This is a genomic window from Desulfovibrio oxyclinae DSM 11498 (assembly GCF_000375485.1).
In the GTDB taxonomy this organism is placed as follows: domain Bacteria; phylum Desulfobacterota; class Desulfovibrionia; order Desulfovibrionales; family Desulfovibrionaceae; genus Pseudodesulfovibrio; species Pseudodesulfovibrio oxyclinae.
The window spans coordinates 68,130-80,468 of the sequence record NZ_AQXE01000014.1; the positions used below are offsets into that span (position 1 = coordinate 68,130).

At 61.2% G+C, this 12,339-nt stretch carries 13 protein-coding genes and 1 riboswitch; of the genes, 6 read left to right on the top strand and 7 right to left on the bottom strand.

Annotated elements, in window-relative coordinates; all coding sequences use genetic code 11:
- Nucleotides 1–45: 45 nt before the first annotated feature.
- From B149_RS0114255 to B149_RS0114285, 7 genes are all read right to left on the bottom strand, one after another.
- Nucleotides 46–939 carry an ABC transporter substrate-binding protein gene (locus tag B149_RS0114255; RefSeq protein WP_018125846.1) on the bottom strand — a complete coding sequence of 298 codons (894 nt, stop codon included), beginning with the start codon at nt 937–939 and terminating at the stop codon, nt 46–48.
- Nucleotides 936–1,724: an ABC transporter ATP-binding protein gene (locus B149_RS0114260; RefSeq protein ID WP_018125847.1), complete on the bottom strand. Its 789-nt coding sequence runs from the start codon at nt 1,722–1,724 to the stop codon at nt 936–938. The genes B149_RS0114255 and B149_RS0114260 overlap by 4 nt, the downstream gene beginning before the upstream one ends.
- Entirely contained in the window at nt 1,717–2,745 is a 1,029-nt protein-coding gene (locus B149_RS0114265; protein WP_245533223.1) for a FecCD family ABC transporter permease, read from the bottom strand. The genes B149_RS0114260 and B149_RS0114265 overlap by 8 nt, the downstream gene beginning before the upstream one ends.
- Nucleotides 2,746–2,754: 9 nt before the next feature.
- Nucleotides 2,755–3,708: a sirohydrochlorin cobaltochelatase gene (locus tag B149_RS0114270; RefSeq protein WP_018125849.1), complete on the bottom strand. Its 954-nt coding sequence runs from the start codon at nt 3,706–3,708 to the stop codon at nt 2,755–2,757.
- Between the two features lie 126 nt (nt 3,709–3,834).
- Nucleotides 3,835–4,014, bottom strand: a riboswitch (cobalamin riboswitch).
- Between the two features lie 19 nt (nt 4,015–4,033).
- Nucleotides 4,034–5,692 carry a chemotaxis protein CheA gene (locus B149_RS0114275; protein WP_018125850.1) on the bottom strand — a complete coding sequence of 553 codons (1,659 nt, stop codon included), beginning with the start codon at nt 5,690–5,692 and terminating at the stop codon, nt 4,034–4,036.
- A gap of 8 nt (nt 5,693–5,700) precedes the next feature.
- A complete protein-coding gene (locus tag B149_RS0114280) occupies nt 5,701–6,444 on the bottom strand; it encodes an Hpt domain-containing protein (RefSeq protein WP_026167628.1) in 744 nt (247 codons plus the stop codon).
- Nucleotides 6,445–6,458: 14 nt separating this feature from the next.
- Nucleotides 6,459–6,851: a response regulator gene (locus B149_RS0114285; protein WP_018125851.1), complete on the bottom strand. Its 393-nt coding sequence runs from the start codon at nt 6,849–6,851 to the stop codon at nt 6,459–6,461.
- A gap of 135 nt (nt 6,852–6,986) precedes the next feature.
- On the opposite strand from B149_RS0114285, the gene B149_RS0114290 reads away from it, so the two are divergent.
- The 6 genes from B149_RS0114290 (at nt 6,987) to gmhB (ending at nt 12,183) form a co-directional block, all read left to right on the top strand.
- Nucleotides 6,987–7,577, top strand: coding sequence for a TrmH family RNA methyltransferase (locus tag B149_RS0114290; RefSeq protein ID WP_018125852.1), 591 nt, complete (start codon nt 6,987–6,989; stop codon nt 7,575–7,577).
- A gap of 63 nt (nt 7,578–7,640) precedes the next feature.
- Nucleotides 7,641–8,267, top strand: coding sequence for an L-threonylcarbamoyladenylate synthase (locus B149_RS0114295; protein WP_018125853.1), 627 nt, complete (start codon nt 7,641–7,643; stop codon nt 8,265–8,267).
- A gap of 24 nt (nt 8,268–8,291) precedes the next feature.
- Nucleotides 8,292–9,764 (top strand): hybrid sensor histidine kinase/response regulator, encoded by a 1,473-nt coding sequence (locus B149_RS0114300; protein WP_026167630.1) that lies wholly within the window; start codon nt 8,292–8,294, stop codon nt 9,762–9,764.
- A gap of 311 nt (nt 9,765–10,075) precedes the next feature.
- A complete protein-coding gene (locus B149_RS0114305; protein WP_051069590.1) occupies nt 10,076–10,573 on the top strand; it encodes an NUDIX domain-containing protein in 498 nt (165 codons plus the stop codon).
- Between the two features lie 25 nt (nt 10,574–10,598).
- A complete protein-coding gene (gene pdxA / locus B149_RS0114310; RefSeq protein ID WP_018125856.1) occupies nt 10,599–11,597 on the top strand; it encodes a 4-hydroxythreonine-4-phosphate dehydrogenase PdxA in 999 nt (332 codons plus the stop codon).
- A 49-nt stretch (nt 11,598–11,646) separates the two neighbouring features.
- On the top strand, nt 11,647–12,183 hold the full coding sequence (gene gmhB / locus B149_RS0114315; RefSeq protein WP_018125857.1) for a D-glycero-beta-D-manno-heptose 1,7-bisphosphate 7-phosphatase: 537 nt from the start codon (nt 11,647–11,649) through the stop codon (nt 12,181–12,183).
- The last annotated feature ends 156 nt before the right edge of the window (nt 12,184–12,339 follow it).

Below are 12,339 nucleotides of genomic sequence, written 5' to 3' on the forward strand. Positions count from 1 at the left end.
CAAATGATGCGGGTGGACGGACAGTGTCCTTTTCCCGCCTGTTGGTCAATGGTGGAACAGCATCTCCCGCAGGGTCCGCGCTCCTTCGAGTAAATCCGGGGTAGGGCGCGACACAAGCGCTTCATCCACGAGCAGGACGCGACCTTCGCGAACGGCCTCAATCGCCGTAAAGCCGGGCTCCTCGGTGATGGTCCGTTCCGTCACCGGGTTCATGCGTCCGACCTGCGCCACGTAGGCGTCGATGCGATGTCCCGAGGCCAGCAGGCGCTCCCTGCCGCAGTCCGCGATATTGCTTCCGCGCCGGGCCGGTGCGTCGGGGAAGGCGTTGACCCCGCCCGCTGCGCGCAAAACAAGAAGCGGCATGGAGCCGGGGCTGAAGGTGCGGTAATATCGGTGGATGGACTCGAAAAAGACCACGGGCCGTTCGGACTGCGGACGGGCTTCGGCCTGCTCCAGCATGGTTTTCAGTTCACTGCGGAACGTATCCGTCATTGTTTGCGCCGCCTCGGCTTTGCCCGAAAGCAGGCCAAGGTCGAGCCAGTAGTCGTACATTTCCTGCGGGGTGCCGGGCTGTATGGCGAGTACCGTCACGCCGTGCGCCCGGAGCTGCTGCCAGATGCCCGAATGCGCGCGCTCGTGCATGGGGCGGATGAGAACCAGATCGGGCCGGTGGGCAAGAAACCGCTCCGCGCCGTCGCGGGAACCGAGCATGGCGCGACCTTCGGCAGTGGATTCGTTCGCCGAGCGGGAAACCCCGATCAGCCGATCCCCGGCGTCCATGAGCAGCAGGTTCCGTGTGTGCGCGGCATACAGTGACACGATTCGTTCAAACGGTTGGTCAAACGTGATGGTCCTGCCGAGGCTGTCCGTGACGCTTGCGGCTCCGGCGGCTTGCGGCGTCAGGAGCAGAAGCATTGTCGCCAGAAAAATGCGGATCATTCCGACGGTCTCCTCAAGGCGATGCGGGGGCGTCCGGTGAACGGGTCGTCGTCCACGAATGCTTCCACGCCGAATACTTGAGAAATGATCTCCGGGACAAGCGCGGCCTCCACGGAACCGGACGTCGCAACGCGGCCCCGGTGCAGGACGGTGACGCCGTCGGCAAACGCGGCAGCGAGATTCAGATCGTGCAGCACCGCGATGACGCTGCCGTCGTTTCGGCAGATGTCGCGCAGCAGGTGCATGGTCTCAAGCGCGTGATGCGGGTCCATGCTCGCCGTGGGTTCGTCAAGGAGCATGAGCGGCGCGTCCTGCGCCAGTGTGCGCGCAAGAGCGGTGCGTTGGCGTTCACCGCCCGAAAGGTCAGTGGCGGGGCGCTCGGCCAGAGCGGTCATGTCCACGGCCCTGAGTGCCTCATCAACCTTGGCACGGTCCTGGGGCGATGGCGGTGAGAAACGCGGAATGTGAGGATGGCGGCCCATCATGACGGTTTCGCGCACGGTGTAGGCGAACCCGGCGTGTTCTTTCTGGGGCATGTAGGCCAGACGTCTTGCGCGTTCGGCAGGCGAAAGATGCGAAACAGGCTCCGCGTCAAGCAGGATGGATCCGGAATCGGGCGTTCGGTATCCCGCCATCAGATCCAGCAGGGTGGACTTGCCCGACCCGTTGGGGCCGACGATGACGTGAAGACTCCCTTGTGCAATCTGTATGGAGAGGTTGTCGATAACCCTTCGTTCTCCATGGGCGAAGCACAGGGTGTCTGCCGTAACGATGGTGTCAGTCATGGACCCCTCCGGCATGACGCTGGCGAAAGAGCCAGCAGAACACGGGGCCGCCGATCAGCGCGGTAAGGACGCCGATGGGCACCTCGTGCGGCAGCACGGCGCGTGTCAGGGTGTCGGCGGCCAGCAGCAGCACGGCACCGGCAAGGCCGGAGGCGGGCAGCAGCACGCGGTTGTCCGGGCCGGAGACGAGCCGGATCAGGTGCGGCACCACGAGCCCCACAAAGCCGATGATGCCGGCCGAGGCCACACAGATGGCGCTTACGAGGGACGCCCCGCACAGCAGGGCGAGTCGGACACGTCCCGGATTCACGCCCAGCGACGACGCCGAGCGGCCGCCGAGGGACATGACGTTGAGATCGCGTGCGAACCACAGGCACCAGAGCAGTCCGGCGATGCCCGCTCCCCAGACCATGGCGGCCCGGTCCCATCCGGCTCCGGCAAAGCTGCCCATGAGCCAGAATATGATGGCGGAGACGCGCTCGTCCGCGAGATACTTCAGGAAACTCAGCCCCGCCGACAGTATGGACGCGGTGATGATCCCTGCCAGCACGAGTGTCGCCGGGGATCGGGAGCTGTCGCCGCGTGCGATGAACAGCACGGCCAGCAGGGTGAGGCTGGCTCCGGCGAAGGCAAAGACCGGCAGCGTGGCCGGACCGAGAAAGGCCAGCCCGAGCACGAGGCACAGCGCCGCTCCAAAGGCCGCCCCGGAGGACACCCCGAGGGTGAAGGGGTCGGCCAGCGGATTGAGCAGCACGCCCTGAAAGACCGCGCCGGCCACGCCGAGGCCGAATCCGGCCCCGGCGGAGGTCAGGATGCGCGGCAGCCGGATGTCCATGACGATGGCCCGGAACTGCGGCCCGGCTTCGGTTCCGGGCAGGCCCAACGCTATCCCGAGAGCGTCGCCTGCGGGGATGCTGACGAATCCCATGACGAGGGATGCCGCCGCGATCAGTGCGAGGGCCGCGCCCAGTGCCGCCGGGAGCAACACCGCCCGGACCGTTGCCGATGCATTTTGATTCACGTTTGCCCGTTATTCCATGGCCTGCTTGAGATTCTTCACGTACAGATCGGCCCAGCCGTCCACGGAGCCGAGTCCGCGAAGTTGGGTCTGGACTCTGTACCCCGCCTTTTTGAGCAGGATTTTCCAGGAGTCGTCCTCGTCGCCCGCCATGTCATTGGAGGCGTGGTCACCGGCGACTACCATGAAGGGCTTCATGAGCACGTTGGCCTTGCCGGATTCGCGCAGCTTGGGCAGCACGTGGTCGAATGAGGGATACCCTTCCACGCAGCCCACGAAGACTGGGTAATTATACTCCGCCTGCATGGCGGCGGCGAATTCCGCATAGATTCCGGTGGAGAAATAGTCGTTGCCGTGGCCCATGTAGAGCAGGGCCGCGTTGGCTTCTCTGGCCTCTTTCACGTCCGAGGCCAGTGCCTTGACCGCCTCGTCGATATCCTCGGTGTAAGGATGCCGCTCACCGGGCATCCCCAGAGCCGGTCGCCCGAGGCTCAAGCGCTGGAACGGCCGATGCCGGGGCTTCAGGGAGCTGATGGAGCGCAGGGAGGACACCAGCGTGATCAGGTCGTGGAATTCCTCGCCCGCAAAGACGTGCAGAGACTGAACGGTGATATCCCGGTATCCGTCATTTTGCAGGTCGGCAATGGTGGCCAGCGGGTGCTTGACGTGGAGCACGTCACGCGGGACTTCGGGGTGGTCCTTGCTCCACTGTGGATCGTTGGCGCGCTTCTGCCACTTCTTGCGGATGATGTCCGAGGTGAACGCGAGGCGCACCGGGGTTTCGGGAAAGGCCTGCACGACCTTGTCGCGGATAGTCAGGATGGATTGAAGCGCCTTGGGGTAGCTGGTCCCGAACGCGGCGAGCACGATGGCCTTTTTTGCAGGGCCTTCGGCATGAGAATGCCCGGCGAGGGCCGCTGTGGGGAATAGCAGACAGAGTGCCAGAACAAGGGATGCGATGCGCATGAATGCCTCCAGGGTATGGAGGGGCTTGTTTAGGGAAAGAAAAGACCCCCGGCGCGGGTATGGCCGGAAGGGCTTGCTTCCCGAGAGATGGCCCGGACGGACAAAAGCCCCGTTGTCGCCCGGCTGAACCGGAAACAGGCTTCGGCAGGTCTTCCGGCTGCCCCTCCCATCCCGGCCTTCCCGGAACATATTCCAGTGGCTCACTCGGGGACGGGATTCGCGGGGGTCACGGCGGCGGGTCCGCTCCCGATTTTCACGGGATTCCCTATCAAGTCCTTACGGACACCTGAAGCGATTTCGAATTAAGGAGATTGTGCGGCTGATGTCAAGGCTGATGGCCGACTTCCCCGGCGCTGTTGAGCAGCTCCTCGGTATCCACCACGAGCGCGTCGGATTCTCCCATCATGCCGAAGCCGAGGATGGGCAGGTGGAAGACTTCCTCCACGGGAACCGTAAAGCGCGTGATGACCACCTGCTGCTGCTTGAGCACTTCGTCCACGAGGATGGCGGCCTTGTATTCTCCCACGCGCACCACCACGCACTGGGCCTTCTCGATGTCATCCACCTTGGGCTTGATGTCCAGAAAATCGCCGAGGCGCAGCAGGGAGTGCACTTCGCCGCGCACGTCCACGGTCTCGCGACCGTCGGGCAGTTCGACCACTTCCTGCTTGGTGGGGACGTAAATCTCCATCACGTCGCGACTGGGGATGATGAAAATATCGTCGCCGAGCCGGGTGATAATGGCGTCCACGATGCCTTCGTTGGCCGAGCGGTCCAGCGGGATGACGATGGTGAAGGTCGCCCCCTTGCCCAGCACGCTGTCGATGCGGATGTCGCCGTCGAGGCCCACGCGGATGGCGTTGACCACGGCATCCATGCCCACGCCGCGGCCGGAAACGTCCGTGACCTGCGCCGCGGTGCTGAAGCCGGACTCCAGCACGAACTGGAGGATTTCCTTGTCGGAATAATCCCTGTCCGGATCGGCGATGCCCTTTTCAATCGCCTTGGCGTGAATGCGTTCGGGGTCGAGCCCCTTGCCGTCGTCACGAACCTCGATGAAGGCTTCCTCGCCTTTTCGCCACGCGGAGAGCGTCACCGAACCCGTCTCGGGTTTGCCGGTAGCCGCGCGCTCTTCGGGGTTTTCAAGACCGTGGTCCACCGCGTTGCGCAGCAGGTGCACCAGCGGCTCGTTGAGGCTTTCCACGATGGTTTTGTCCAGCGCAAGTTCTTCGCCTTTGATGACAAATTCGAGCTTTTTCCCGATCTTCTGGGAGAGGCTCTTCACCAACCGGTGCATGGGCATGAAAATCTGCTTGAGGGGCACGAGGCGGATGGCGTCAACCTCGTTCTGGAGCTTGTTGATGACCGTGTCCAGCTCGCGAAGACTGGCCGAAGTCTTCTGGGCGTTCTTGCCACTGCTCTGGGCTATGACAGCGTAGGTGACCATGAGCTTGCCCACGTGTTCTATGACGCGGTCAAGGCGGTCGGTGGCGACTCGGATGGAAGAGATGGCCTGCGGCTGCGCCTGTTTTTCCTCCTTGGACTGCGAGGGCGGCTGAGGCTTACGGGTGGCAGGCTGCTCATCAGGCGCAGCTTCGTTGTCGGGGGCGACTTCCTCACCGCTCATGGCAGCGACGGCAGCGGCTTCGGCCTCGGCTTCCGCCTGACTGGCTTCTGCCTGAGCCTCGGCGATTTCCTCTTCGCTCTTGGTTTCCACGGCTCCGAGGTCGAGAATGCCCGCAAGGGACATGAGAAATTTCTTCTGCGCTTCGGTAACGCCGAGCATGGCCGTGACGATTTCCTGCGAGACCGGCGTGATGCCGTCCGAGAGCATGTCGAGCAGGGCGATGACCTGCGCGGAGGACAGCTTCATGTGGCTCAGGCCCATCATGTCCATGGCCTCGACCACCTGAGCCTTGCCCTGTTCGGCGTCGAGGATGCGTTTCTCGAATTCCTCAATGCATTCGCGGATGCCGTCGCGCATTCGTTACCTCATTGGCGCTGTTCGCGCCCTTTGAAAAAAGCCTGCTCGTCCTCGAAGGCCGCGATGGTCCTGTCGAAGGCCCATGAGTAGAAGACGTCCTTGCAGGAGGCTGACAGGCAGCAGACGGAGATGTCGAAGATGCCCACCAGTTCGGCGATGGCCTCCCACGAGGAAGAATTGAAGGTCAGCACCTCGCTCATGTCCATGAGGACTGGCGTGCCTGCCCCGGCCTGAATGATGGCGCTGGTGATGGGTTTGCGGTGCGGTTCAAAGTGTACGCGCCGGTCTTTGATGTGAATGACGGTGACGCCGTCCTTTTCCTCCACCTCGACCCCGGCGGCTTCCGGTCCTGCGTCGCCTCCGCCGCCTTCCGTGGCCTCGCGGATGAGCCCCTGAATTCGTTGGGTCTCGCCCTCGTCCGGCTGGCCCGTGTCGCGCAGTTGCTCCAGCACCTGAAAAATCATGTTCACGGCCTCGGAGAGAACCGCGATGTTCGAAGGGTCCGCAGGGACTTCACCGGATTGGACCTTCTTCATGAAGTCTTCGACCTTGTGGGTGAACGATGATGCGTACTCGAACCCGGCCATGAAGCCGGTGACGCCCTTGATGGTGTGCAGGGGGCGCGAAAGGACCTCGATCCCATCCTGTGTCAGGCCGAAATCGAGCTGTTCAAGCCCCTCGACAACCTGAGGGTAGTACTTGTCGTTGACCTCCGAGAAGAACTCGTCGACCATTGCATCGTCTTCACTCATGCCGATCTCCGCGGTTATTCCTTGAGCAGGCCCACTCGTTCGAGTTCCTTGAAGAGCTTTTCCTTGTCCACGGGCTTGACCAGATATCCCGAAGCCTGCCCTTCATGGAAGGATTTGAGAACGGTCTTGGGATCATCCAGCGCCGAGGTCATGATGACCTTGGAACGGGGGCCTTCCTGTTTGCTTTCCATGTCGCGAATGGCTGCAAGCGCTTCGATTCCGTCGATCTCCGGCATCATGATGTCCATGAGCACCAAGTTGTATGGGCGCTTTTCCTCCATGGCGAGTCGGACGGCTTCTATGGCTTCGCGGCCATTGACTACTATGTCCACTTCAAAAAGTGACATAAGGAACGATTTCAAAACCTTGCGGCTAAGAAACTCGTCTTCGACTATCAATGCCCGCATGCTTCCTCCGGTGGTTGGGCGATACTATCTTGGTCTTCGGGTATGATGTCCCGATGGTTAAAATAATGTCAATGACTTATTCTTTATAAATCTATTCTCTTGCCTGACGCGCCGGGACGGGCTATTGAGCCGTCCATGGTTCGCGAAATCACTGATACGAGAAAAAAGCGCGTGGACGAGGTGCTCGCCAGACGCCAGAAGGACCTGACCCTCGTCATGGACAACATCTGGGATCCGCACAACGTTTCGGCCGTGTTGCGCAGCTGCGACGCGTTCGGCGTGAACCGGGTGCATCTTTACTACACCACCGCCAAATGGCCAGAGCTGGGCAAGAAGAGTTCGGCCTCCGCCAAGAAATGGGTGGAGCGTGTGCGTCACGAGGACCACGCAGCCATGATCGGCGACATGCGCGAGCAGGGTTACCAGATCCTGCGCACCGGTTTTTCTCCTACCGCGCGCACGGTGATGGATTTCGACTACACCGGCCCCACGGCAGTGATTCTGAGCAACGAGCACCGCGGCACCGCCCCGGAACTTGCAGAACTGGTGCCGGACGAGGTGTACATCCCCATGCAGGGGATGGTGCAGAGCTTCAACGTCTCCGTGGCTGCCGCCCTTATCCTTTATGAAGCGTTCACGCAGCGTAACGCCAAGGGCATGTACGACAGTCCTTCCTATTCCCCCGAGGAACTGGAGCGATTGCGCAGCGAGTGGTACACCCGCTGAGTTATCTATAATAGCATCCCGCGGGATAATCCCATTACTTTCGATGCAGGAAGGCGCATCCTCATGAACAGCACGCCCGATCAACTTCAGGCTGTGGCCGACGCGCTGCGAAACGGCGGGGTTGCCGTGTACCCCACGGAAACCCTTTATGCCATCGGTTGTCGCGGGGACAGCGAGGAAGCCGTCCGGAACGTATCCCGCCTCAAGGCGCGGCCGGAAGGAAAGCCGCTGCCGCTTCTGGTGGGAAGCATGGACGGTCTTGAAAAGGTCTGCGGCCCCGCGACCGATGTGGCGGCTAGGCTCATGAACACTTTCTGGCCCGGTCCGCTGTCCATCCTGGTTCCGGCCGGGGCACACCTCGCTTCCGGAGTCAGCGACGAACGCGGGCTGACGTCGGTTCGCTGGACCGCTCATCCTGTAGCGGCTCGGTTGAGCGAGATGGTGGGAGCGCCGCTGGTGGCCACAAGCGCCAATCGCAGCGGTCAGCCCCCTGCGGCTCTGCCGGAAGAGTTGGACAAGGAGCTTCTGGCTGGAGCGGATGCATTCTACTCCGGACGACCTTACCCGTCCGGTGGCGCGCCTTCCACTGTGGTGGAAGTTCTGGATGACGGCTCGTTGCGGCTCGTGAGAGTCGGTGCCGTGTCCGGAAGGGCGCTCCTTCAAGAGGGGTTTGCCCTGGAAAGGGAATAGTTACCGTACATGCGGGAGTGCGCCGTGACCTGCAGCGAGAATCCGCCGATAATACTGGTAGTGGAAGACAGCAAGTCCATCCTTCAGGAGTTGCAGCGCAGGATTCCTGAAGAGCTCGGATTCACGGTGGAGGCGGCCGCCGATTTCGCTGGGGCCGAGCGGCTTGTGCAGGACAACCCCGAACGCTTTTATTGCGCAGTTCTCGACCTGAATCTCCCTGATGCGCCTGACGGTGAAATCGTCGATCTGGCACTCAATACGGGAATCCCTGCCGTCGTCTTTACTTCCGGCATGGATGAACAACTGCGCCGGACGGTTCTGGATAAAGGCGTTGCCGACTACATTTTCAAGGACTCCAGAGCAGTCTGCAACCTTGTTCGCTCGCTTGGACGGCTGTGGGCCAATCGCGACTGCAAGGTGTTGGTCTGCGAGGATTCCCGTTCCATGCGCGAACACGTTTCGACCGTACTTCGCAGGCGGATGTTCCAGGTGCTGACAGCCGCGGACGGCAAGGAAGCGCTGGAAGTGCTGGAACGTGAACCCGGCGTGCGGGTGGTGGTCACGGATTTTGCCATGTCCGGCATGGACGGGCTCAGTCTCGTGCGAAAGGTCCGGGAGACCCGCAGCAACGAGCAAGTCGCGCTCATAGGTATTTCCTCCAACGATACCGGCCCGCTTTCCGTCTGGTTTCTCAAGGCCGGGGCCGACGATTTCCTTCGCAAGCCGTTCCTCACTGAAGAGATCATCTGCCGTGTCGAGCAGAACCTTGAGCGCCTTGAGCGGGTTGAAAAACTCAAGGATGTGAACGAGTCCCGGCTTCGTTTCCTTGGTTTCGTGGCGCATGACCTGCGCAACCCCATCAACGGTATCAGAGGCTTTGCCAACCTTCTCAAGGGCGAGCTGACGGATATAGACGGCGAACAGCAGCAGGTGCTGGATATCATCGCCCAGTCCGCCGACAATATGTTGTTGCTGGTGGACGACCTGCTGGGCGTTTCCGCCATTCAGTCTGGCAAGCTGGAGTTGCGGCCCGCGGTCACGGACCTGCGATCCGTAGTGCGTGACAGGGTTACGGCCAACAAGCTCATGGCCAAGCGCAAAAGCATTGGGATTGATCAGGATCTCGAAGAACTTCCCCTTGTCTCTGTGGACGCCGCCCGCATCGGGCAGGTGCTGGACAACCTGCTGTCCAATGCCATCAAGTTTTCCATGCCGGGCACGACGATTTCCGTGAGGCTGGCCCGTTCGGAAGAGGATATTCTGCTTTCCGTTTGCGATCAGGGGCCCGGGATAGATCCGGAAGAGCAGGGAAGGCTTTTCCAAGATTATCACAAGGGCAAGGCCGCCCCGACCGGCGGCGAATCCAGCACGGGACTCGGGCTGTTTATCGTTCAGAGTGTCATCAAGGCACACGGCGGAAGCATCGATGTGGCGTCTGAAAAGGGGGCCGGGGCATGTTTTCATGTTCGGCTGCCGTTCACGCCTGTAGAGGAGTAGAGTTTTTTGAACCCCGATGTGGCGGATATGGCCGTTTCTACGGAACCCTGTTCAATAATTTTTACTGGTAGCCCCCGTGGGTTACCCCGGGGTTGATGGCAGACGGTTTGTTAACATCCTGATTTTGATGTGATAAATTTTTTTTGAAAGGGTTTGTGTCTGATTTGGCACGGCGGTTGCTCTAATCTTTTTACCTTCTTTCTTTTGCTAATGGTTTACGAAAACGGCTCTCCGGGACGGTCCCGGGGAGCTTTTTTCGTTGCATGGGCTGGACAGGCGGAAGCCGGTCGGCAACAATCAAGTGTATTCTCATGAATCGGCAGCAAAAGGAGAGAGACTTGAAGACCAAACCTTGTCCCGAATGTGGCGCTGACGTTCCCATCTACCGTAATCCCGTCCCCACTGTGGATGTTGCTGTGCTCGTGCCCTCACAAGACAGAGGCGTGCCGGGCGTGGTGCTGGTGGAGCGGGCCAATCCGCCACATGGCTGGGCGCTGCCCGGCGGTTTCATCGATTACGGCGAGCCCTGCGAGGCGGCTGCCGTACGCGAACTGGAAGAAGAGACCGGCCTCAAAGCAACGCTGACAGGAATCCTCGGTGTCTATTCCGATCCCTCCCGCGATCCGCGAATGCATACCATGAGCGTGGTCTATACCGCTGTGGCGGATCTGACCGATCTTCAGGCCGGAGACGATGCAGCCAATGCGCGTGTCTTCCCGCTGGACAAACTGCCGGCTCTTGCCTTCGACCATCCTGAAATCCTTGCTGATCTGCGTGCAGTGCTGGACAAGGCCAATCCGGGCCGCTAATGTTTTTCGAAAGGATGGCCCAACCATGGATGAAAAGACGCTCTGCATTACCCTTGGAGACCCCTGCGGCCTCGGCCCCGAGCTGGTGGTGCGGTATTTCGCCGACCCCCGTGAAGGGAAATACCTGCTCATCGGTCCGGTCGCAGCTCTAGAACGGGAGCTTGAGCGGGCTGGGAGTCCTTCGTTTTTCACCAAAATCAACGATCCCGATGAGCTGGATGGACTTCCTGGTGGAGTATATATTTTTGAACCGCCGGAGCTGTCGCGGCTGGGCTTCCCGGCAGGTTGCCAGACCGTGGAGGGCGGGCTTGCAGCTGGTGTGAGTCTTGAGAAGGCCGTGGAGTTGCTTCGCAATGGGACCGTACATGGCTTGACGACCTGCCCGCTGAACAAGGCCATGCTGCAACAGGCCGGGTTCGAATTTCCCGGCCATACAGAATTTCTTGCAGAACGGCTCGGCGTGGGGCGCGAGGGCGTGTGCATGCATCTGTGCGGAGAAAACGAAGACGGCTCCAATGCGCTGCGGGTCAGCCTCGTGACGACGCATCCACCCCTCTCCGAAGTACCGCGACTCGTGACCCGCGAGCGCATCCGGCATTGTCTGAATCTCACCGCCGATTTTCTGAAACGCCTCGGCAAGAGCGGAACCATCGGCGTCTGCGGTCTCAATCCGCACGCAGGGGAGTCAGGCCGCATCGGCCACGAAGATCAGGACACCGTCGAACCCGCTGTCGTCGAAGCAAGGCGCGCCGGAATCGACTGCGAAGGCCCTATCCCGGCGGACACGCTTTTCCATTTCGCCGCAGCCGGACGCCATCACGCCGTGCTCGCCATGTATCACGATCAGGGCCTTGCTCCGCTGAAGCTCCTGCACTTCGGCAAAGCGGTCAATGTAACGCTCGGCCTGCCGTATCCGCGCACCTCGCCCGATCACGGAACCGGTTACGACCTCTGCGGAACCGGAACCGCCTGCGTACACAGCTTCGCCAAGGCCGTGGAACTCGCCCGGAAGATGATGGCCTAGCCGATACAACCCACAACGACCCCACCGGATCCACTCCCAAGGAGGGCGCATGAACAGGTACATCCTTCTCGATCGCGACGGCACCGTTATTCACGACAGGCATTATCTCAAGGACCCGGAAGAAGTGGAACTGCTGCCAGGTGCTGCCGAAGGTCTGCGCAAACTGCGCCGAATCGGATACCGGCTCGCCATCCTCACCAATCAGAGCGGCGTCGGCAGAGGCTATTACACCGAAGACGAGGTCCGAGCCTGCAACCGCAGACTCGAAGAGCTCCTGCGAAAGGAAGGCGTGGTCATAGACGCCACCCTGCACTGCCCCCACGCTCCGGAAGACAACTGCGACTGTCGCAAGCCCGCCCCCGGACTCATGTATCAGGCCGCGGAAGAGCTCGGCTTCGACCCGGAAAAAGCGTGGATGATAGGCGACAAATACGCCGACATCCGCCTCGGAGCCGACACCGGCGCAACCCCGGTCCTGGTACGAACAGGCAAGGGAGCAAAGGAAGAAGCCCGCTGCTCAGACCTTGCCCGATATGTCGTGGACAATCTCAAGGAAGCCGCCGACCGGATAGCGGAGACCGACTGAGTCGGTATGCCTCCGGCGGCTCTCCGAGGGCCCTCCGGGGGCTTAAGAACCCTTTTGCAAAAGGGTTCTTAAGAATCTCCCAAAAACATTTGTGTTGCCAAGCCGCACGAGGCTTTCCGAAAGCTGAGGCGTATAGGCGGCTTGGCGGGAGGCTGA